The 22,183-nt window shown below is 60.1% G+C and carries 18 protein-coding genes and 2 pseudogenes; 6 read left to right on the forward strand and 14 right to left on the reverse strand.

The features are described from left to right. The 6 genes from DPM35_RS28665 to DPM35_RS28690 form a co-directional block, all read right to left on the reverse strand. Positions 1-2,367: a SpoIIE family protein phosphatase gene (locus DPM35_RS28665; RefSeq protein ID WP_112130974.1), complete on the reverse strand. Its 2,367-nt coding sequence runs from the start codon at positions 2,365-2,367 to the stop codon at positions 1-3. Continuing rightward, entirely contained in the window at positions 2,364-3,542 is a 1,179-nt protein-coding gene (locus DPM35_RS28670) for a class I SAM-dependent methyltransferase (RefSeq protein ID WP_112130697.1), read from the reverse strand. The genes DPM35_RS28665 and DPM35_RS28670 overlap by 4 nt, the downstream gene beginning before the upstream one ends. Beyond that, a complete protein-coding gene (locus tag DPM35_RS28675; RefSeq protein ID WP_112130976.1) occupies positions 3,539-4,060 on the reverse strand; it encodes a ubiquinone biosynthesis methyltransferase UbiE in 522 nt (173 codons plus the stop codon). Before DPM35_RS28675 ends, DPM35_RS28670 begins: the two co-directional genes overlap by 4 nt. 109 nt (positions 4,061-4,169) lie before the next feature. Beyond that, entirely contained in the window at positions 4,170-5,861 is a 1,692-nt protein-coding gene (locus tag DPM35_RS28680) for a putative bifunctional diguanylate cyclase/phosphodiesterase (RefSeq protein WP_112130978.1), read from the reverse strand. Between the two features lie 346 nt (positions 5,862-6,207). After that, positions 6,208-6,945 carry an ATP-dependent DNA ligase gene (locus DPM35_RS28685; RefSeq protein WP_245431685.1) on the reverse strand — a complete coding sequence of 246 codons (738 nt, stop codon included), beginning with the start codon at positions 6,943-6,945 and terminating at the stop codon, positions 6,208-6,210. Between the two features lie 535 nt (positions 6,946-7,480). Then, positions 7,481-8,623 carry a helix-turn-helix domain-containing protein gene (locus tag DPM35_RS28690; RefSeq protein ID WP_112130982.1) on the reverse strand — a complete coding sequence of 381 codons (1,143 nt, stop codon included), beginning with the start codon at positions 8,621-8,623 and terminating at the stop codon, positions 7,481-7,483. A 219-nt stretch (positions 8,624-8,842) separates the two neighbouring features. Here DPM35_RS28690 and DPM35_RS28695 point away from each other — a divergent pair, with 219 nt between their 5' ends. Both DPM35_RS28695 and DPM35_RS28705 read left to right on the forward strand, forming a co-directional pair. Beyond that, on the forward strand, positions 8,843-9,145 hold the full coding sequence (locus DPM35_RS28695) for a hypothetical protein (RefSeq protein WP_112130699.1): 303 nt from the start codon (positions 8,843-8,845) through the stop codon (positions 9,143-9,145). Between the two features lie 348 nt (positions 9,146-9,493). Then, positions 9,494-10,134 (forward strand): annotated as a pseudogene (locus DPM35_RS28705) (MFS transporter); the annotation flags it as partial. Between the two features lie 669 nt (positions 10,135-10,803). On the opposite strand, the gene DPM35_RS28710 reads toward DPM35_RS28705, so the two are convergent. The 4 genes and pseudogenes from DPM35_RS28710 to pdxR form a co-directional block, all read right to left on the reverse strand. Next, the gene (locus DPM35_RS28710) at positions 10,804-12,102 is read right to left on the reverse strand and encodes an SEL1-like repeat protein (RefSeq protein ID WP_112130703.1); all 1,299 of its coding nucleotides are present in this window, start codon (positions 12,100-12,102) and stop codon (positions 10,804-10,806) included. 575 nt (positions 12,103-12,677) lie between these two features. Beyond that, positions 12,678-12,971 (reverse strand): hypothetical protein, encoded by a 294-nt coding sequence (locus DPM35_RS28715; protein ID WP_181592195.1) that lies wholly within the window; start codon positions 12,969-12,971, stop codon positions 12,678-12,680. Then, a pseudogene (locus DPM35_RS33250) lies at positions 12,964-13,191 on the reverse strand (site-specific integrase); the annotation flags it as partial. The gene DPM35_RS28715 and the pseudogene DPM35_RS33250, both read right to left, overlap by 8 nt. A 205-nt stretch (positions 13,192-13,396) precedes the next feature. Then, positions 13,397-14,881 carry a MocR-like pyridoxine biosynthesis transcription factor PdxR gene (gene pdxR, locus DPM35_RS28725; protein WP_146768007.1) on the reverse strand — a complete coding sequence of 495 codons (1,485 nt, stop codon included), beginning with the start codon at positions 14,879-14,881 and terminating at the stop codon, positions 13,397-13,399. Positions 14,882-15,165: 284 nt separating this feature from the next. Here pdxR and DPM35_RS28730 point away from each other — a divergent pair, with 284 nt between their 5' ends. From DPM35_RS28730 to DPM35_RS28745, 4 genes are all read left to right on the forward strand, one after another. Then, on the forward strand, positions 15,166-16,281 hold the full coding sequence (locus DPM35_RS28730; RefSeq protein WP_112130707.1) for an ABC transporter substrate-binding protein: 1,116 nt from the start codon (positions 15,166-15,168) through the stop codon (positions 16,279-16,281). Positions 16,282-16,373: 92 nt separating this feature from the next. Then, complete coding sequence (locus tag DPM35_RS28735) at positions 16,374-17,252, forward strand: ABC transporter permease (protein WP_112130984.1); 879 nt, start codon at positions 16,374-16,376, stop codon at positions 17,250-17,252. Beyond that, positions 17,249-18,037 carry an ABC transporter permease gene (locus tag DPM35_RS28740; RefSeq protein ID WP_112130709.1) on the forward strand — a complete coding sequence of 263 codons (789 nt, stop codon included), beginning with the start codon at positions 17,249-17,251 and terminating at the stop codon, positions 18,035-18,037. Before DPM35_RS28735 ends, DPM35_RS28740 begins: the two co-directional genes overlap by 4 nt. 1 nt (position 18,038) lies before the next feature. Beyond that, positions 18,039-19,097 carry an ABC transporter ATP-binding protein gene (locus DPM35_RS28745; protein ID WP_112130711.1) on the forward strand — a complete coding sequence of 353 codons (1,059 nt, stop codon included), beginning with the start codon at positions 18,039-18,041 and terminating at the stop codon, positions 19,095-19,097. Between the two features lie 35 nt (positions 19,098-19,132). Here the strand turns inward: DPM35_RS28745 and DPM35_RS28750 are convergent, their stop codons facing one another. The 4 genes from DPM35_RS28750 to DPM35_RS28765 are packed head-to-tail and all read right to left on the reverse strand — an operon-like array spanning position 19,133 to position 22,183. After that, positions 19,133-20,107 (reverse strand): carbohydrate kinase family protein, encoded by a 975-nt coding sequence (locus tag DPM35_RS28750; protein ID WP_181592197.1) that lies wholly within the window; start codon positions 20,105-20,107, stop codon positions 19,133-19,135. Continuing rightward, complete coding sequence (locus DPM35_RS28755) at positions 20,104-20,622, reverse strand: ureidoglycolate lyase (protein WP_112130715.1); 519 nt, start codon at positions 20,620-20,622, stop codon at positions 20,104-20,106. The genes DPM35_RS28750 and DPM35_RS28755 overlap by 4 nt, the downstream gene beginning before the upstream one ends. Beyond that, positions 20,619-21,359, reverse strand: a complete 741-nt coding sequence (locus DPM35_RS28760) for a BtpA/SgcQ family protein (protein WP_112130717.1) — start codon at positions 21,357-21,359, stop codon at positions 20,619-20,621. The genes DPM35_RS28755 and DPM35_RS28760 overlap by 4 nt, the downstream gene beginning before the upstream one ends. Further along, a complete protein-coding gene (locus DPM35_RS28765; protein ID WP_181592198.1) occupies positions 21,356-22,183 on the reverse strand; it encodes a GntR family transcriptional regulator in 828 nt (275 codons plus the stop codon). Before DPM35_RS28765 ends, DPM35_RS28760 begins: the two co-directional genes overlap by 4 nt.

Here is a 22,183-nt window from a genome sequence, read left to right on the forward strand (position 1 = left end):
TCATGTATGCCTTATGATCACGAGGGTGATGTCGTCGTGGATCTTCTGGATACCGATATGGGCCATCAGGTCATCGATGATCCCGGTCTTGATGTCCTCGGCGGTCCTGCCGTGACGTTTTTGCACGCTCTCGCAGAGGCGCTCGAACCCGAACAGTCTCTTGTCTTCATCCTCCGCCTCGGTCACGCCGTCGGTGTGCAGCACGATCACGTCACCGCTCCCGAACGCGATGTCACGCGTGTCAATGAACGGCGAGATGTCATTCTCCAGACCAACCGGAAGACCCAGATCAAGCGTATCGATGCGTTCGACTTCCCCGCCAGCGCGCATGACGAGAACGTCCTCATGCTGGCCGGATAGCGTTACCCGCTCATCCTCAAAGTCAAGAAAGGCCAGCGAGAGATGCTTGCCGGTGTTCGTCCGCTCGATGTTCTTGTAGATTGCTCTGTTCAGCCGATCGAGAAACTGGTGCGGATTCCCTTCGTTGGTCTCCTGCAGCGCGCGAGCGACCGATTGGACCATCAGCATCAGCACGCCGCTCTCGAGACCGTGACCTGTCACGTCGCCGATGCCGATCTTGACCCGTGACCCGTTCTGCAGAACGTCGTAATAATCGCCACCGACCTCGTCGGCCGGCCGCATATAGGCCGCGATCTCAAGCCCCGGAATCGCTTCGAGCTCGAACGGTTTCGGCAGAACCATCATCTGGATGTGCCTGGCAACCGCGAGCTCGGCGCCGAGCCGGATGTTCTCATCCCGCAGCTTTTCGTTGAGCGCGGAAATCTCCTGATTTGCATCGCCGAGCTCCCTGGTTCGTTCGTCGACGAGTTGCTCGAGGTTTTCCGTGTGAAAGCTGATCTGCTCGGCCATTCGGTTGAAGGCGACGCCTACCGCTCCAACCTCGTCGCGCGTTGGAATGCTCACGCGGACGGAATAGTCTTTGGACTGGAGCCTCTGGGCCGCGCCGGCAAGCGCCCTGAGGCCGGCCGTGATCCGCTTCGAGATCCCGAGCACTGCCGCAAAAACAATCAGAAGCGAAACGATGATGGCGCCGATCTGAAAGAGCAGGATGCGATTGGTCGCAAGGGAGATACTCTTCTGCGCGGCGAACAAAGATGCATAGATCTCGCGTTCGGGAACGACGATACCGACCGACATCGCTTCGGACTTGATCGGTCCCGAACTCCACAGGTTGGTCGGCTTCAATCTCTTGAGGACGACTATGTAGGGCACGCGTTCGCCCTTGTTGTCGAGCATGATATGCTGAATGACACCGTCATTGTTCTGGTCGAGTGGCAGCGACGCGATAGCCGGCTGCGTACTTCCCCGCAGGGACCTCTCCAGGCCGGTGACGCCCTGCGTACCAGCATCATTAGATGAAGTCAGGCCGATGATCGCTTGGCCCGATGGATTGATCGCCACCACATTGCCGGTCGACATGGTGAGGAAGCCGAACCCGGTCTCGGCGATCTTCACGCGCTCGACGACTTCCGCGAGCTGATCGAGGGTGATGTCCGCACCCGCTACACCGGCGATACCGGTGCGATCTCGCGTCCACAGCGGGTGGAAAAAGCTGACGATCAGCTTTCCCGTGATCGCATCGGTGTAAGGCGCTGTCTGAGTGATGTCGTCGGCGACCGGACGCAAGGCCGGATCCCTGGCCCATTGCTGCCATGACCCATAGATGCCCGGAAAGAAGAACTCCCAGAACTCCGCCTTGTTGTGACCCGGATAGAGTCGGTCGAAGGTCTGCGCCTGGTCCGTATAGGGTACCGTCCTGAAGATCGGCCGTTCCTTTGGACCAATATAGTACATCTGGAGTTTTGGCGATCCGCTGGCCATGAGGGTCGGCGCGACGAGATCGATCACGGTACTGTCTTCTATTTCCCGCTGAACGGCGGGGAGCGGAGTATGGTCGGCGCCCAGCAGGTAGCCCCAGACGCTTATCACCGAAGGCGCGCCCGGCAGGTTCTGCGCCCAATCGCCCTGCGCGTCATAGACGACTTTCACCGACCCGGGAGCTTGATGCGAAAGGGTTGCTCCGACCTGCTGCTGCCTGCTCGGATCGTTGATCTGTGCCTGCAGAACGCCAGCCAGCGCCTTCACGTCCCCATGAACTCGATCGAGCAGGAGGTCGACACTTAACGCTGTCGAGTCGGCATACGAGCGAATGTATTCCTGGTTCGCGGTGGTCAGGCCCTCACCGACTTCCGATGTGGCGTCGCGCGACAGCTTTTGAACGTTCCAAAGCGCCAGACCACCGCTGAGCAAGAGGTCGAACAGTACCGCGCCGCCAACGACCAATACGAATTTTGCTCGAAAGGAGCGCAGGCCGAAGCGCGGTGTAGGCTGATCGTCGGCTTTCATTGAGGCCGCCGCCCCGATGCGACCCAGATCGGCCAACCCGCATAACCCTTGGGGTGCAGCGCAGCAAAAATGTGATCCTGAAAGCCCTGCCGGAATCGTGCAATGAACTCCGGCCCATCGCCGCGTCGGGTGGCCATATCGCCCGCATAGACATCCGCCCAGGCCACAATGACATCGGCGAAGTCCTGCGGATCTCCGTCCAGGTTGGTGACCATGAAGGTCTCGACACGTATGTCTTCGAATCCTGCTTCAATCAGGTACCGCCGACTCTTAGGCCCAAGCTCGACGTCCATCTCGAAATGCGCGAACAGCTTCGCCACTTCATTGTATGTCCAACGAATGCTTTCTGCGCGCGGCTCGCCGAGGCAATGCGAATTCTTCTCGTTGGTGATGTAGACCCGCCCGCCTGGCTTGCATATGCGGTAGAGTTCCTTGAGGATGAGTTCCGGTCGATTGAAGATTTGAAGCGAATGTCGGCAGGTGACCAAGTCGAACTGCGCCTCGTCGAGCAGCATTTCCGACGCATCTCCATAAGTATATTCGATGCCCCGGATATCGAATTCGCGCATCACTCGTCGGGCGTAGTCCAGGCTTGATATGGAATGGTCGAGGGCGACGATCCGCGATGGCTGGAACTCTTTCTGCACGAGCACGACGAAATCGCCGATCCCGCAACAGATGTCTGCCATAACGATCCCGGGCCTCATGCCGTGTCTCGGCAAGATTGTACGCTCGTGGCGCCAGGTCATCTTTGTCTGTGTGCGCAGGATTGGAACGAACCCGCCTTCCTCAAGGAAGCCCTGCCCTGGATAGAATTCGCTGTCATACTGCTTGACCGTGATGTTCGGTTCGATTCCGCTCAAGCGACCGAATTTTCGTGAGGTCCATCCGACGACGCTTGATGTGATGACGACAAATTTGAGATCGGGTCGAGCGCGACAGGCGTCAATCATGATCCTCGAAAAGGCATGGAACGCAGCGTTGTTCATCTGCGTCAGGCGCCTGACATTGACATAGAGAACGCCGCGTACACGGCCGATCGCATCGCGTAGCAATGCCAGGCTGGGCCCAAGCTCATCGATCGCCTGCGGCCGGACCACCCCAGCTATGGAGAACTCCTGGTTGTTCGCGTCGTATTGGGCCTTGAAGCGCGGGAGAAGGTTGTAAGGGCTCAATGCTGCAGGCCCTCAAGTGGAAGATCCACGACAAGTTTGATCGCGTCGCTTGCGGCTTCCTCGACCCTGAGTGTCGCGTTGTAGTCGACAGCCAGTTCCAGGAGTACCACCTCCCGGCTGGGCGCCAGATCTCCAGACACGGAATTGAGATATCGCTCCCTGGCCTCAAATCCGGCGACTTGCGACACGGCCTCCTGATAGAATTGGCGTTCCTCCGGCACGCAAGGAATTGTTAGCTCGATTCTATCCGTCGCGCCGTGGCGGGACACCCTGCATGCCAATTCGCCGTCGGCATGGCGCGTACGAAAAGCGACCTCCAGCAATTCGTTGAAGGCAGAAGAAAACAGATTCGAATGTCGGACCGAGTCTGTTCTGTTTTGACTGATCATCCGCGCCATATATGTCGAGACATAGTCGCAGTGTTTCCAAGCGGAGACAAAGGTTTTGATCTCCATGTCGATCTGGATCATCGGCTCAAAAGTCGGCTCGCCAGCCGGTTCGTGATGAACAGATCCCATCGGCATCCTCCTGACCTCCGAGGCGGAAATTTGACCGCCTCGTGATGAGTTTCCGCATCGCGCGGTATCCAGCTCGATCGTTTTTCAACCCTCCACAAAGAGTGCAGGGCTAGAGCGCCCGATTCGATTCCTCCATCGCTCGCGCCTCCTTCGATGGCGACCGCCTGACGAAATCGCTGGTTGCCTCGGCTCCAAGCGGCCGTCCCAGGAAATTACCTTGCAGGCAATCGCAATTCTCCTTGACCAGCCACCGTGCCTGCGCCGACGTCTCGACCCCCTCGGCGGTGACGCTTATACCAAGGCCGTGCGCCAGGTTGATGATCGATTGCACGATCGTTTGGCTCTTGCGATCGGTTTCCAAGTCCGCGATGAAGTATTGATCTATCTTCAAGGTGTCGAATGGAAAGTTCTTCAGGTAGCTCAACGATGAGTAATATGTTCCAAAATCGTCCAGCGAAATTCTTATCCCCAATACATTCAAAGTATTTAATGTATCTATATTATCGATTGTCTTCTCAAGAAGAACCGTTTCGGTTATCTCAAGTTCAAGTCTTTCGGCTCGAATCCCAACTGCGTCGATGATCTGAGCGACCGTATCTGTCAACGAACCGCTCAGAAACTGAGCCGGAGACAGGTTCACTGCGACTGTCAGCGAGGAAGGCCACGTCAATGCCTGACGACAGGCTTGCTCGAGCACCCATCGTCCAATCTCGTCCATCAGACCGTCGGCCTCGGCGATCGGAATGAATACACCGGGCGGGATGATGCCGATCTCGGGGTGTCGCCAACGCAGCAGCGCTTCAAAACCGATCACCGATGAAGGAGGCCGGATGAGCGGCTGATACTCAATATAGAGTTCGCCCCGCTCCAGCGCGGTTCGAAGGCTGCGCCTGAGATTCTCGCGTTGCTCGAGCAAGAGCAGCATCGAGCGATTGAACGTTCGGGCGCAGCCGCGTCCATCCGTCTTGGCTGCATAAAGAGCGATGTCGGCGGCTTTCATCAACTGCTCGCCGTCGGTCCCGTGCTCCGGCCCAAAAGCTATTCCGATACTTGAACCAACGAAAACGGGAATGCCGTTGATGATGAACGGGTCCTTGAAGGCATTGACCAGGGATCCGGCGAGGCGCTCGGCTTCCACGGGCTGCTCCTTGCCCAATTGGATGACAGCGAACTCGTCGCCGGCATACCGGTATGCAGATTCGCCGTCCTGCAGCGCGTCGCGGATTCGACCTGCCGCGAGTTGCAGAAGCGTGTCGCCTGCTCCATGGCCGAGCGTGTCGTTGACCGACTTGAAATCATCAAGGTCGATTTGGAGCAGGGCGGCTTTCGGTTTTGGGCCGCCGATTGCCGCTAGCGCTTCCTGTAGTCGCTCTCCGAATTGCCGTCGATTCTGCAGTCCGGTCAGCACGTCGTGGGTCGCCTGATGGAGCAGAATTACATGCTCCTGCTCCTCCGCGGCGCTGCGCCCTCCCTGCCCCTGAGATTCGATGATTCCGACACCATCTGCGGTGCCGAAGACGAAAACGGACCTAGGCGCTTCGCCCGATGATCGCGGCAATTCGATGCTTGCCGCAGAGCCGCCCTGAAATACCCGAAGGAATTCGTCGCGGCACCTGGTATCGAGGAAGCTTGGGTAGATTTCCCAAATGGCGGCGCCTGGCATCACCGCGCCTCCGTACAGGCCTTTGAGCCTGGCTGCGTAGTGCGTTAGCCGAAAGTCGCGATCATAGAGCGACAAAAGTTCAGTCGTATTCGCCAACAGGTCAGCGAGAAGCGCTTCGCCAGCACGTGAAACATCGATCGAGGAAGGCTTCTCATTCTCTGTGCCGACGCCTGATACCTCCGGGCGCAAAAGCCACCTCCATAGGCGGTGTAAATTAGCGTCCCCGTCCCCAGATTAGAAATAGCATAAGTAACAAGCTTGGCAACTTTCAACTCGGCGGTTTAACAAACGCCGCGTGCGCCACATCGCAAATTCATGGTCCACTGCTATTGGCGGCACGTTATCCACATGCCGAACACCAAAGTTCATTAACAAAACGTAAATTAGCGAATGTTAAAATAGCGCCGCACGTGATTCGAACTATTGGGCTCCCCGGGGGAGCAGCGTTCGCTGTGCGGGGCTGTCCTGGCAAATCAAGACGCTTTCAAGAATATTCGGTCTTCAGCCATGTTTTCGACAGTCCGCTCCTGTACGGGCTGTCGGAACGCTTCGAGATAATGCCACCAAACCCTGTCTTCTCGATGACGCCAAAGTTCGCCAGCGCGCCGCGCTCAAAATGGTCGCTGTATTGGATCTTGCCGAGGCCAGGTTCAACCAGTTGCCGCAGGGCGTGCTTACGCAGCAACAAAGGTAGGGGGGTAAGATTGCGACCGTCGAGATGAAGGAGATCGAACGCGACGAACACCAGTTCGCTCGGCTCATTCCAGACCGCGGCTTCCAGCGCAACGGAATCGGGCGTGCCCCGCTCGCCTGACACAATCACCTCGCCGTCGAGAATGGCAGCCCGGCAGGGCAGGTCGACCGCCAGTGCGATGGGCCAGTATTTTGTCGTCCAGTCACGGCCATTCTTGCTGTAGAGCCGCACGCCGCCCTTATCGATGATGATCTGCGTCCGGTAGCCGTCGAGCTTGGCCTCGTGGACCCACCCGTCATCTTCGGGCGGCTGCTCGACAAGAGTTGGCATCTGCGGCGGAATGAACGCCAGCCGTTCGCCGTCCACCTTGTCACGCTTACCCAACAACGCCACCATCTTTGACGGATAGCGGTGGCGCGAGCGGCACAGACGATCCGGTATCTCCAACTTGGACACCTGCCGCCTGTGCCGAGCCCCCACTAAGCCATTCTGCGACGGATTGAACACCGGCCGGTCGCCCCCGGCCATCGGCACGCTTACTCAATACGCCACCACGTTTGACGGACAGAGGTGGCGCGAGCGGCACAGGCGATCTGATGTCCCAACTTGGACACCTGCCGCCTGTGCCGAGCCCCCAACTAAGCCGTCGAGCCCCCACGAAGCCATCTTGCGGTGGAATGAACACCAGCCGGCCGCCCCCGGCCTTGGCACGCTAGCTCGATTACGCCACCACTTTTTGACGGATAGCGGCAACGCGGTCGGCACAGGCGGTGCGATATTTCCCCCAACTTGGAAACCTGCCGCCTGTGCCGAGCCCCCCGCTAAAGTCATGCGAACATCTACGAGTAACGTCGCGTTGTCGTTAGCTGCGCATCCAAATTCTTATCCGGGCGTACATATCTCGATATCGGCGCGGCATCGCTCGCCCAGGGCTGTTGCCATTTGGTTGCCGTCCCCAGGGCAGTTTCTTGCCCGGCAGGGGATTGCTGCTAGGCATCCGGCAGAACCCCCGCGAGGCATTCTGATGAAAAGTCGCCGATCTCAACCGGAGCCTCGCTCGTGCTCAGCTTCCAAGCGCCTTGAGCCATCCTTCAAAGGAGGAGGCCTTTTCATGCTCGCCAAGCGAAACAGAGTGCGAGGGGCGCGGCAACACTGTCGTCCTGCGCCCTTCGCGGGGGCTGTAACCGAACTCCTTGCTGAATGCTCGGCTGAAATTTGCTGCTGAGCTGAAGCCGAAGGCTTCCGCAATTTGAACGATGCGCCGGCTGTCCGCCGGATCGCTGAGCGCAATATGGGCTGCCAAAAGTCGGCGACTTTGAATGTAGTGGAGTACTCCACCGCTCGGTTCGAACAACTGATAAAGACGAGATCGCGAAACTCCGAGCGCCCGGCACATTGAATCCGGCGTCAAACGAACCGCGTCCAGGTTGTTGTGGACGTATCGACGCGCCCGTTCCATCAGCGCGACACTGGCCAGTTGTTCGGCCGCGGCCGCGTTTTCGGCCGGAGGCGCGAGGCATGCAATGATCATGCTGCGCGTTGCGTGTACGATGCGGGGCAGGTCGTCCGCCGTGAGGCTGTGCAGTCTTGTCACGATGCTGTCGACGTAGTCGATCAAAAGGTTAGCAAGGTTGCCGGAAAGAATTGAATTGTTGTTCGCGTCGAGGGTTGCCGCCGCATCTGCGAACAAATCACGCGGCAAATAGAGAAGGAGACTTTCTGACTCCGTTGTCCTGCCGCGAAACGGGTAGCCCAACGACCTGATCTCAAGCTTGCCCGGTTGTCCTTCCGCGACGCGGCGATCGACCTCCGTCCACGACCGGCCGGTATGTGGCAAGACGACATACCAGTGATCGATCGAGCTGGAGCGAAGCTTTGCGGCGGAACGAATATAACTGTGCGCCGGCGTCCGCTGTTCAACGATCAGCATGCCACCAAGATTCCAAGCCGTGTGGGTGGCCGGGAAGCCATCGTCCTGCGATTTGTTGTCCGGCAACCTGAGCTCGACAAGCGGTGCCACATGCGCCTGCCAAGCGGCGAATTGGTCCTTTGGTGCCAGTTCCACCGTTGAAAGCGACAGTGGCTCCAACGCCGGTGCGATTGGCTGAGCTGCCGCGCTGTCAGGTTGAGCGTCGCGAGGCCAACGACGCCGCTCAAGCTCCGGCGCCTGCCCAGTGTGCGCCTCGTCCTGCTTGTTAGCGTCCATCGCGCGGGGTGCCATATCCGATTCCGGTATGCCCATGCCCCCGCAATCATGTGGTGTATTCCAGGCGTCTGGCAAGCCTGTCGGCGGGATCATCGATCACGCTGAGTTACAGCAAGAAATGCATCCCGTGACAAGTTTCTGGATGCGAGGCTAACGACAGAATTCGGAGTGGTACCTATAGATTCCGACATCGTGAAAGCGACGTTGAGGAGACCGCGAATGAACGAGAAGATCAAAGGAGAAGCTCGCCGCAAGATAATTCTTGATGGATACGTCAATAACGAACCACTGAAAGACATTGCGGCAAAGCTCGGATGCTCACTGGCGAGCTTGAAAGTCAGCGCCAGCAAGCTCGGCTGCACTCGAACTCCAAAAGAGGCAGCTGAATTTCGGCGCGGCTTTCATATACCGGAAAATAAGCGGCAAGACTATTACCAGTTGATGACAGCCGGGCAATATAGGTCTCGCGAGTGCGCGCAGATTTTGGGGTTATTGATAACGCAACCGCCGGCTATGGAGTAACGTTGCTTGAAAGCTATGGACAACATCTTTCATGCCTCGTGACATAAGCCCGCCGCAAAGCACGGGCGGCGGGCCTTGAAAAGGTTCGCTCACATGCCGCATCAGCGTTTCAACCGTACCTGTCTTAGCCCTCTCGATATGGCTGTTTGCGAACGCGTGTTCAATCAGGTCTGCGCGGATGAACGCCTCGATCCCTTGGACCCGAACGCTGAAATTGTGGCGATATTGGTTGTGGCCATTTTTCGGAATGCTCATACGAACGAGCGCGAACTGCTGGAGGCAGTCAAATCTCGCCGGCAAAAGGTTACGGGAGCCGGCCAATAGTGCATGTCGCTCGCATATGCTCAGCAACACTACAACGCTGAGCAAATCGGACTGGTATTAGCTTGGACCGGCTTGCCACAACTTATCATAATTCCCTTAGTGCCATATCTGGTAAAGCGCTTTGACGTCCGCTTTATCGAATTCGTTGGCATCAGTATATTTGCGGCCAGCTGTTTCATGAACGTCCATTTGTCACTCGACAACGCCGGGGACCAGTTCTTCCTTCCAAACATCGTACGCGCCATCGGGCAGGCCTTGGTTTTGACACCCGTTACCGTCATCACCACGGCTGGCATCTCTCCAACCGAAGCGGGCGTGGCATCGGGTCTGTCGAACATGCTCCGCAATCTCGGCGGCGCGGCCGGCACAGCCATGTTGGCCACGCTGCTGACCAAGCGCGAACAATTCCACTCAAATGTCATCGTAACCAGGTTCAGGACAGGATCACCCACCTGACTCAATATTTCCTAGCGCACGGAGTTGTGGACCCAGCTGCTGCTCACGACAAGGCAGTTGCGGCAATCGCCGCAACCGTGCATCGCCAGGCCCTGATCCTGGGTTTCGGTGATACCTTTGGTGTTATCGGCACGGTTCTTGCCCTGGCCGCAACCGCCCTGCTCTTCGCCAAGAAAGGCGACGGCAGCGGCGCCGGTGGCGCCCACTAAACAACGCGGTCGCACCCTTTCGTCTACAGTTACCCCGAAGAGTTCGCGGTGGCGGCTGATGTCGCGGCGGGCAAGGCTCTCGCCGGCAACTGCCTTTTCGATGGCAACTCAGGAGATGGCCCGATGGCCCTTGCAAGACTCTTTGATTTTCGCTGAGAACTGACCCGGGATTGGAGTGAACCCCTGAGGCTTGACTGCCGAACCAAACCGCCTTTTCCGAGCCAAGTACGAGGCTCAGGACGGAAGATGGCTTCGCCAAACGGTGATCCGTTGGAAGTGGAGGCGACGAGTCATCTTCACGGCCCTCCGCCCCGCTTTGACGTTGCAGAGCGCCAGAGATAGCCCACTACTTGGCTACGGCAAACATGCCGCCTCGCCTAGGCGGTCGGATGTCCGCTTTTGGCAATACGGCTATAGTCTGCCCAACGGCCGATATGAGGCGCTTTGCTGACCGACGGCTGCGGGGCCGAGAGCCGAATGTCTGCTTTCGGGATGACCGGACTGGGAAGCGGATAAGGTGGTTCCGTTCAGTCGGACCAGCCGACCACCTCCCGCGATTAAGCCGATCCATCTACCGTAGCATCCGCTTCCAATCCGACGCCAAATCTAGCCTATAGGTTGTTAACGGTCACGGCCTTCTGAGAAGAGAGAAAATCTACATAATATTCATCAAAAAAGTCGCTTAAGTGCCTCTTTTGCTTTAATATTGCTTGTTGCTGCGGCTTTGTTGTAGTATATAATAGCAGTCGATCGATCTTTTGTTACACCAATTCCAAATTCAAAGATGGTTCCAAGTACGTATTGAGCGTCATCGTCGCCATTTTTGGCGCTTTCTTCAAACAATGCTATTGATTTTTCAATATTCTTTTCAACACCCATACCATTCATATATATGGCTGCCAGGTCATATTGCGCTCTAGGATTGTTTTGATCTGCCGATTTTTCAAACCATTGACGAGCAATGGCATAATCCTGCCCAACACCTTTTCCGGTTAAGTAGGCTTCCCCGAGATTATACTCACCTTTAGCATTCCCATGTTGAGCCGCGATCGAAAACAAATCCATTGCGCGTTGATAATCTTGCGGCACTCCTTTGCCGGCAGCATAGAGGGTGCCGAGATTGGCACTGGCCGCAGACAGTCCCTGCGCAGAGGCCTTTGCATACCAAATGGCAGCCTGTGCGGGATCGAGTGCGACGCCTCTGCCGGTGTCATAAAGTCCGCCTAGATTATTTTCCGCGATAGGGCTGCCTAGCGCGGCAGCAGCCCGATACCAGCGCATGGCAGCGGCGAAGTCCTGTGGAACCCCCCGGGCATACTCATACAAATAGCCAATTGCCGCCAACGCCGTGGGATCGTTCTGGGCTGCCGCCTTCTGATACCACATCATCGCTTGCGCATAATCGCGCCCAACACCCTCGCCGCTCTCGTAGGCTGCGCCGAGTTGAAATTGGGCAGGGGCAAGCCCTTGGTCCGCCGCCTGGCGGAGGAGTTCGGCGGCCCTGACCGGGTCCTTTGGTGCTCCTTGGCCGGTCTGACACATTATGGCCAGGCTCAATTCCGATTGAGCAAATCCCTTGGCCGCCGCCTTAGTATACCAGGCGAAGGCGAGAGCGCTGTTTTGAGCCACGCCGATGCCGCCCTTGCTATAGAGGTATCCCAGATTGTGCTCTGCTTGCGCGTCGCCCTTGTCGGCGGCCTGCTCAAAGTACTGCTTTGCGCCCTGGGCGTCGGGCTTCACACCGCAACCCAATACGTACAGAAAGCCGAGATTGTTGAGCGCCGCCGTGTTGCCTGAGGCAGCGGCGGTTTCCCATTGGCGTCGCTCTGAGTCGCCGAGCGTTCCACATGTCAATTGTTCGGTGATAACGAGCTCGCCCGCGAGAGAATGCGACGAAGGAATGAAAATTGATACTCCAGCACAAGCCACAGTCAGTATTGCTGTCTTATAATTGGCCTGTTTGATCATTGTTACGAACTACGCAATATTAAGAGTCCTGAAGTCGCGGCAACAGTGGGTTACCATCGCCATCTGGTATCTATCGGTCGAGGACTAGCAGGCTGGCTGGGCCAAGCCCGGAAGTCAACTAAGAGCTCCGTTCAAGGCGATAGTTACGACCAATGTAACGCACAAATATCCGTGAACGGATCGGTTTAAAGCTATCAAACATATTTACGGAACCCGCATCGGCTTTCCAAGCGAGCTTTGAGCCTCGCGGCTGCAATGGCTGGAACTAATGGGCGAAGCGCTCAGTAGGGTGCCCGCTTTCCGGTCGAATAGAGCCAGACCGACCTATTGGGCAAACCCGTTTGGAGGTCTGCTTTTTGGGGGCGCCAACAGAGCCCCGAATGGCCGATATAAGGCGCAAAGCAGTCGGCTTGGGCGCAGACGTGTGACAGCTTTTGAGGGAACCTCTCGCGCTCTCATTCGACGACCAGCAGGTCGGTCGTTCTCCCAAGCTCGCAATTTTGCTTGGGTGCTGCCATGACTGGCGGCGACGCCGCGAACGACCGCTTGCGAGAACGCCGACATTCAACCTGGTGCTACGACATTTTCGCCTTCTCGCTGCCCCGCAGAGGAAGCGGCTGCTCGCCCAGTAGCACCCTGACAACGGCGTCACGAGCATCTTGGGGATCGAGGGAGTGCTTTGCGATTAGGTCCCCACACTCGTTGACGATTTGGTCGGCGTCTTGCATGACCTTGAGCTCCTTGTAGCGATCGTGCCGATGCAACCCCATGCTTTCACCAACCACTTCAAGGATATTGATGATGCGGAACGGCCAATCGCGCTCGTGTGCACATAGTTCGCGATGATCGGAATGATAGACCGCGACCATCGCTCATCAGTTCGAACTGGACCGGTCGGCCCGTCTTCTGTTGCATGACCATCGCACGAGTGCAAATTTCCGGCCCGAGAACCAAGGTGCCGATCTTGATCTTGACCAGGTCGCAGCCGCGCAACTTGCTGTCGATTGCTAGATCGAAGAGTGCTCGATCGCGAAGTCGCCGCTCTCAATCGAGAAAGAACCGGATCTCCCATATCTGTCGACACTTCAGCGGCCGTTTCGTTCCGACCTTCTTGCCCGCGTTCCAGGCGCGGCGATCAGGAACAGTGGGGTCATGTGAGAATGTCCCATTTCGTTTCTCCTTCGGCCATGATTGGCCACTGGAGGAACGCCCAGCTACTTATTCGGCTAAAGGGGGGCCGGGAGCGGAACGTCCACGTTCGGGACGGTGAGCCGTTCAAGCCGACGGTTCGGCGTCAGCTTCGCGCTATCGCATCCGCAAGCGCGTCGAAGTGGCGCTTCATTCTCTCGACCGGCACGCCGGAGAACCCCAGGACGAGCGCACCGGGCATCTTTGCTCCGACGGTGTAGTCCGACAACGGAAAACACTGGATGCCTGCCGCCACTGCCGATCGATGAACCACGACATCGTCGCGCCCCTCCTCAAGCCAGGCGACGGCGTTCATCCCGCTGTCGGGGCAGTCGATTCGTGCAAGGCCGTCGAGAGCGCCCGCGCCGAATTCCATGAAGGCGGTGCGGCGCTGCGTGTACAGGTCACGCATTCGCCTCAGATGCGTTGCGAAATGCCCGCCGCCGATGAACTCCGCGAGAGCAAGCTGGACGTCGACCGGGACACTGCGGTTCATGAGGCCCGTCAGATTCCGGAAGGCTCCGACAAGCTGACGGGGCAGCACGAGATAGCCGACGCGGATCGCCGGGTAGAGCGCCTTGCTGAATGTGCCGACGTAGATGACACGATCATGGCCGTCGATCGACCGGATGGACGGCAACGGCGGTCCGACATAGCGGAACTCGCTGTCGTAGTCGTCCTCGATGATCCACGCCTCGTGCTGTCTCGCCCAATCGAGCATGGCCAGCCGGCGAGGCAGGGACAGGGTGACGCCCAGTGGATGATGGCGTGACGGCATGGCGAAGGCAAAGCGCGCACCCGGATATTTCTGGATCGCCTGGCCGACATCCATTCCATCCCGGTCCACGGCAACGGGACAGACGTCGAGCGCCAATGTCCAGAACAGATTGCGGACCGTCAGCGGCCCGGGATCCTCAAGCCAGATTCTGTCGCCCGGATTGCCGAGCACGAGCGCGGCGAGCGCAAAAGCGCTGTGGCCGCCGGGGGTAATCACGATCTGCTCGTGATCGCACAAGTCGCCGCGATGCAGAGCAAGATACTCCGCAATTCGCTGCCGCAGCACCACCTCGCCGGCGGGATCGCCATAACCCAGACCGTTTGCGCGGCCGCCGCTGGTGGCAACGTTCCAGCACTTTCGCCAGATAGCGAAGGGAAACCGCTCGAAAGCCGGGTGATTGGGCAGAAACGGGCGATATTCCGCCTTGCCGATGTCCGCGGCCATTTGGCGCGAGAGATCTCCGATCCGCGACAAGCGTGGCGCCGCCGTTTCCGATGGGGCTACGGCGCCTGTTGTCCGAGCCTGGCGGGGCAATCGGCGCGGAAGATCGCTTGTCACGAAAGTCCCTGAACCTTGCCGCGTCTCGAGATATCCCTCGGACTTCAGGTTCTCCAGCACCCGCACGATCGTCGGCCGTGACATCCCCAACTCGTCAGCCAGGACGCGGCTGGCCGGCAAGCGGGATCCGGCCCGCAATTGCCCCCGGAGAATCGCCGTGCGGAGTTGATCCTGTATCTGCCGGAACTTCGGCATCGGGGCGGTTTGGTCGATCCGCACGAAGGGCAATATCGGGCCTTGTTGCTGCTTTGCCAATCGACCGGTTCCGGATGTGACATGGGCATGAAATTGGTATGCTGTGAACCAGCATAGTGGACATTGATAGTTTGTCCAATTGTTGCACTCTGGCGACGATCAGACGGTCACCGCAAACCTACTGTTTTCTCGCGAGTGGGTCGGCGGCGGAAGGTCCCACCGGGGATCGCGGTTGGACTTGGCCGCGCTCGCCTGCTTTCGGGCGGCGGCCTTCGCCTGAGACAGGATTTTCCGGGGAATAGCACAAACAATGGCGCCGAGAGCGCTTGAACAGGGAGAAGTCGATGAACAATTTCACCAACACAACGAGCCGTGTGGCCATTGCCTCGGCGTTCGCGCTGACCGCGCTAGCCGGGGCTGCCCGCGCCGACGCGATGAGCGACCTGGCCGCGGCCGCGACCAAGGAAGGCGCGCTCACCGTGATCGCGCTGCCTCATGATTGGTGCGGCTATGGTGACGTCATCGCCGGTTTCAAGGCAAAGTATCCGGGCATTGCGATCAACGAACTGAACCCGGATGCCGGTACCGGCGACGAGATCGAGGCGATCAAGGCGAACAAGGGCAATACCGGTCCGCAGGCGCCCGACGTCGTCGACCTGGGCCTGGCCTTTGCCCCCTCGGCAAAAACCGACGGCCTGATCCAGCCCTACAAGGTGGCGACCTGGGAGGAGATTCCGGACAACATCAAGGATGCCGAAGGCTACTGGTACGGCGACTACTACGGCGTGATGGCCTTCGGCGTGAACAAGGACCTGATCAAGGCGACCCCGACCGACTGGGCCGACCTTCAAAAGCCCGACTACGCCAACGCCGTTTCTCTTACCGGCGATCCTCGTTCGTCCTCGCAGGCCATCCTGGCGATCATGTCCTCCGGCCTGTCGCAGGGCGCAAAGGCGGGCGAAGAGGGTGGCAAGAAGGGGCTCGAGTTCTTCGCTCAGCTCAACAAGTCCGGCAACTTCGTGCCGGTCATGGGCAAGGCAGGAACGATCGCCCAGGGGCAGACCCCGATCGTCGCCGCATGGGACTACAATCTGCTGGCCTGGCGCGATGGTCTCAAGGGCAATCCTCCCATGGATGTCGTGGTGCCGAAGTCCGGCGTCGTGGCGGGTGTCTATGTGCAGGCGATCAGCGCCTACGCTCCCCATCCGAACGCCGCCAAGCTCTGGATGGAGTACCTCTACTCGGACGAGGGCCAGACCGGCTGGTTGAAGGGTTACTGCCACCCGGCCCGTTTCGCCGCCATGTCGAAGGCCGGCAAATTCCCCAAGGAACTCCTCGACAAATTGCCGCCCGCAGCTGCCTACGAGGCCGCCATCTTCCCGACCGTCGAGGAACTTGCCGCTAACAAGGTCGCGGTCACCGGAGGTTGGGACAAGGTGGTCGGCGCCAACGTCAAGTAAGCCCTGACGACCGCATCTCCCAAGACCAGGCTCCGCCTGACGGGCGGAGCCTGCCTCGATCATTTGATCGCCGGGACCGCTCCAGAATGACGATGAACATTGCAAATATGGGCTCGACCATCAGGACTCGTCACGCGCTGAATTGGCTGGGCGTCGCCCCATTCCTGCTGTTCGCCCTGCTATTTCTGATCCTGCCGACCATGAACATCGTCATCGGCGCATTCGGCAATGCCGACGGCGACCTGACCTTCGGCAACATCGTGGCGCTGTTCACGCCGACGATTCGCCAGGCTTTCCGAATTTCGATCGAATTGAGCATGTTGACGGCGGTGCTTGGCTGCGTGTTCGGGTTCATGATCGCGGCGGCCATCGCGCTCGGCAACCTGCCCGGCTGGCTGCGCAACACCGTCACCACCTTTTCCGGCGTCGCCTCCAATTTCGCCGGCGTGCCGCTGTCCTTCGCTTTCATTGCCACCCTCGGCCGGCTCGGCTTCGTCACCCTGATCCTGCGGGATTGGTTCGGCGTGAACCTCTACGCCTGCGGCTTCAACCTCATCTCCTTTCTCGGTCTTTCCATCACCTACCTCTACTTCCAGATCCCGTTGATGGTCCTCATCATCACCCCGGCCCTCGAAGGCCTGCGGCGGGAGTGGTGGGAGGCCGCGGAAATACTGGGGGCAAGCGGCCTCCAGTACTGGCGCATGATCGCACTGCCAGTGCTATGGCCGTCGCTGCTGGGAACACTGGCGCTTCTGTTTGCCAACGCTTTCGGCGCCGTCGCCACGGCAATCGCGTTGACCGGATCCTCGCTGTCGATCGTGCCGATCATGCTGTTCGCGCAAATCCGCGGCGATGTGCTGAACGATCCTCATCTGGGCTATGCAATCGCCTTTGCGATGATTGCCCTCACCGCCGTGGCGAACGCCATCTACATCTTGCTGCGCATGCGCGCCGAAAGGTGGCTCAAATGAACGGCAACCGCGCCTGGTCCTGGATCGTCATTCTCCTCGGCTCGCTGTATTTCCTGCTGCCGCTCGCCGGCATGTTCGAATTCTCGATGCGCATGAAGCGGGATGGTTACAGCTTCGAAGCCTACCGTGTGGTGCTGGCCGACCCGCAGTTCCAGCATACGTTCGGCTATTCCATCGTGCTCGCGCTCCTCACCATCGTGCTTGGCGCGCTTATCGTCGTGCCGACCGCCTATTGGGTGAGACTGCGCCTGCCGAGCGCTCGCCCCGTTATCGAATTCATCACGCTGTTGCCGCTGGTGATCCCGCCGATCGTCATCGTCTTCGGCTATATCCGCATCTACAACACGTCTTCGATCCTGCCACTGACCGGAAGCTGGTGGGGAACCAACATCCTCACACTTTTCGGCTACGCCACGCTCGCCCTGCCCTACATGTACCGGGCGGTCGATACCGGCCTGCGCACCATCGACGTCGCCACCCTGACCGAAGCAGCGCAGAGCCTCGGCGCGAGCTGGACGCGGATTCTGGCTACGGTCATCCTGCCCAACGTGCTGATTTCGGTGCTTTCGGGCGCCTTCCTGACCTTCGCCATCGTGATTGGTGAGTATGTTTTCGCGGCGCTGCTGAACATCAACAGCTTTGGCCCCTTCATGGTCTGGATGGGCGGCAACCGCGCTTACGAACCCTCGGCGCTGGCGGTGATCGCCTTCATCATCACCTGGGCCTGCATGGGGCTGATCCAGCTCGTCACACGATTTTCCAAATTCTCCGCCGCGAGACGCTAGCATGGCCTTCCTTGACATCAATCATCTGGAGAAATCCTTCGGCGCGGTCCACGTCGTGAAGGACTTCAACCTCGCCATCGACAAGGGCGAATTCGTTTCCTTCCTCGGGCCGTCGGGATGCGGCAAGACGACCGTGCTTCGCATGGTGGCCGGCTTCGAAACGCCAAGCTCCGGCTCGATACGCATCAACGGTCAGGACGTGACAAACCTGCGGCCGAACCAGCGTAACATCGGCATGGTGTTCCAGGCCTATGCGTTGTTTCCCAACCTGACCGTTGCGCAGAATATCGGTTTTGGCCTCCGTGTCGCCGGCAAGCCAAGGGCGGAGATCGACGACCGCGTCGCGGACATGCTGAAGTTAATCGGCTTACCCGGCCTCGACGAGCGCTATCCCTTCCAGCTGTCCGGCGGTCAGCAGCAGCGCGTTGCGCTGGCGCGCGCGCTTGCGGCCAAGCCGCGCGTGTTGCTGCTCGACGAGCCCCTGTCGGCGCTTGACGCTAAGATCCGCGTCAACCTGCGCGAGGAAATCCGCCTCATCCAGCGCGAGCTCGGCATCACGACGATCTTCGTGACGCACGACCAGGAGGAGGCGCTGTCGATGTCCGACCGCGTCGTCGTCATGCATCAGGGCATAGCCGACCAGGTCGGCACGCCTTTCGAGATCTACAACCGCCCGGCAACGCGTTTCGTCGCCCAGTTCGTCGGCACGCTGAACCTGATCGGCGCTTCGGTGATCGATGCGAAGGCGGGCAAGATCAAGGTTGGCGACGTTCCCGTCGCGCTCAACCGGGCCTTGCCGATAACCGCCGATGGCAAGGTCAGCCTTGCGCTTCGGCCCGAGACGGTCTCGCTCGGTCGGCATGAAGGACGCAATGTCGTTCTGTCGGGGCGCATAGCCGAAGTGCATTTCCTCGGCTCAGTCATCCGCGTCCGCGTGCAGGTCGGCGGTGAGTTCGTTTCGCTCGATACGTTCAACCGGCCAGATGCGCCGCCACCGGAAGTGGGCTCGACGGTCCAGATCAGCGTATCGGAACGGGACTTGCTGACGCTCGCCGCATAGCATCCCAACGCACCCTGGTCAGACCGCTGCTAGAATTAGTCCGTCTTTGGAGAAGGGGCCTCGGACAACACGGCGACTGCAGGCGATGCTGCTTCGCGCCAGCGATGCACATCCTCAACCTTCGCCTTGCCGCCGCGCGGCCCATGGATCGTTACCGATCGCGAGGCAGCCGCGACGGAAAAATCGAGGGCATCGGCGAAGGACTGGCCTCGCGACAGGCACCACGTCAACGTGCCGCCGAAGGTGTCGCCGGCTCCGGTCACGTCCACGACCTCGACCGGATAGCCGCGGCCGCGTACAATCTCCTGACCGTTGCTCGCCTCGGCTCCATCGGCCGCCATGGTTCGGACCACCCATGCGATCTTCGCCGCGCGCATCCAGTCGCCGATGCGAGATATATCGTCATGGCCAAAGCTGGCGCGAAAACCCACTTGGTTGAAGATGACGACTTCTGCCCCCGCCAGATAGGGCAGATCAGCTTCCACGCAGCCGCCCACGTCCAGGTCGAAGACGGCACGGCGTCCGTGCGCGCGCAGGTCGGCCAGCAATTGGGCTTGTGCAAGCACTTCGCCGCCCGTCCTGCAACGCAGGCGGCGGGCACGATAGAGCGTCAGATAGAGAAAGCCCGGCGAGCGCAACGCCGCCAGCGTCTCCGTTCGCAGCCACATCGGCTGCTCGCCCATCTCCACGGTCAGCACCACATGCTCGCCGCCGACAAGGAAGATCAGGTTGCGCGATTCCGCGATGGTCGGATCGGTCAGTATATGCGCCACGCCGACGCCATTGGCACACAGGTCCACGATCAGGCGCCGGGACAACGCGCTGTCGTTCAGCAACGAGATGAATTCGGTTTCGCCGCCAAGGGATGCGTGCACGACGGCGGCGTTGGCGATCGAGCCGCCGATCTCCGCCGGCAACTCGCTCACAATGCCCTTGTCCGCCGGGCCGGGCCAGCGCTCGGCGGTGTAATATTCGTCTAGCGCGACATCGCCGATGAAGAAGGCACTCACGCGATCGCCCCCTGCCCCGCATCCGCAAGGACAAGCAGCGGGCCGCCCTCGACCGGAACCCAGGGGCTGGCTCCAAGCCCGCAGATCGCCATCCAGAAATAGGCTGTGGGCTGCGTCAGGCCCCGGCAGGCGTCGTGCCAGACGCCCCGGTCCATGACCACCGCCTGTCCCGGCGAAACTATGAAGGCCTCGATCTCGTCGCGGCGGGGCGCCGGCGCCGCGGAAGCCGGAGCGACGGCCAGGACGACCGGCGCACCCGCGCAAAAGATAGCCTCTTCCGTGCCGAGGTGACGTTCCATCTCCGCGCAGCGCCAAGGGGCGGCCGCGCCGCTGGTCATGCCGAGATGGCCACTGCCGCTGATCAGCGGCTTGTGGGTGAAACCATCGCGCCAGCTATTGCCGTCAGTCCAGACGACCTTTTCGTCGCGGCCGCCGTCAAGGTCATAGACCGTCCCGAAGCGCGCGAAGGCCTCGGCAGTCGCGTGGCGGGCGACGATGTGATCCAGCCCGGTCATGCGGCGATCCGAAGCGAACGCACCGCCCGCATGAAACGCGCGACATGGGCGGCTTCAACCGGGCCGGTGTCGCGGTGATCGCGCTTGAGCCAGCTTCCGACGATGGCGCCGTCGGCGACGGCGAGTTGCTCGGCGGCGTTGGCTTCCGTCATGCCGGCGCCGATCAGAAGCGGCAACGACCCATTCGTCGCGGCACGGAACCTCGCCACCTTGTCGAGGTCGGTCGGCTCTGCCGTCGCGTTCGAGGTCACCACCAGAGCGTCGCAGCGGGCGGCGCCGATCTCGACATCCTCGGCCTCCGGCCGACCGGAAAGAACAGGCTTGTATTTGAAGCGCACGCCGCCGAGCAACAGCACCAGGACGGCGGCCCGGCGCGCCGCCAGTTCCGCGGCGAAAGGCGCATCGTCTTGCGGCGGCAGATGGCCGGCGACCGAATCGATCTGAATGAAATCCACAGGATAGCGTCCCGCCAATGCGAAGGCGGACGCGTCATCGCGCAGCACGTTGATGCCGATCCTGCTGCCGAGACCCAGGCCGCTGATGCGATCGAGCGCGCGCTCGACGTCCTCGGCGTCGCCGAAATAGTTCTCGATCACCAGCCCGTCGACTCCTTCGCCGGCGAGGATGCGCGCCTCTTCCTCAGCCTGCGCGAGCTTTGCCTGGCGTCCTTCGCCGGCAAGATGCAGCATCGCCAGGATCGGCTTGGGGTTGGTGAAGGTTTCGCCGAAGCGGCTCATGTCTTTTCTCCTGCGTCACGCCCCGACGGGAGCTGCGCGGTGCTGCGCCCCCAGCGGGTCGCGAATTTCATTTGGACTGCTGGCGAGTAGACGATCGACGTGCGCTCGACCAATCGGTCGTCGCCATCCAGCACGTCGCCGCTGGCGCAAAGGTAGCCCGGCACGTCCGGCGCGCCGGCGAAGACCTCCATCAGGCGCTCCGAGGGCGGCACGACCGTCAGCAGAAGCTCCGAGCGCATCGGGTGACGGCCATAATCGCGACGCAGGGTCTCGTAGAGCGACTGCTCCGCGAAATCATAACGTTCGAGGCCGGGATAGAGCTCGAGGCTCAGCCACGACGTATCCATGTTCAGCCACGTGACGGCCTCGCCGTTGGCGAGGCCGCGTGCGCGGACGAGATGCAATTCGCCGTCCGCGACCTGGTGTTCCAGCACACGCGTCACCGGGCGCTGCCCCTGCCTGCGGGCCAGCTCCGTGAAGCTTCCGAAGTTCCAGATGCTGTGGCTGATCGGCCGATGCGAGACGATCGTTCCACGACCCCGGACCTGCTGCACCAGACCCTCCGACACCAGCAGCGACATCGCATTGCGGACCGTGGTTCGCGCTATGCCGAACTGATCGCGCAGCTGGTTTTCCGACGGAATGGCTTCGCCCTCGGCGAGATCCCCGCTGAGGATCGCCGCCCGCAGCATCCGGTAAAGCTGCCGGTAGAGCTGCTCGCCCGAATAGGCGTCGAGCTGCTGCCGCGACAGGCCGAAATCCGGGCGCCCTGTTTCGAGCCGTGGCTCTGCGACGGGCGGGTTGGTCCGAACCGAGCGAGGCAT

The organism is Mesorhizobium atlanticum (genome assembly GCF_003289965.1).
Taxonomy (GTDB): domain Bacteria; phylum Pseudomonadota; class Alphaproteobacteria; order Rhizobiales; family Rhizobiaceae; genus Mesorhizobium; species Mesorhizobium atlanticum.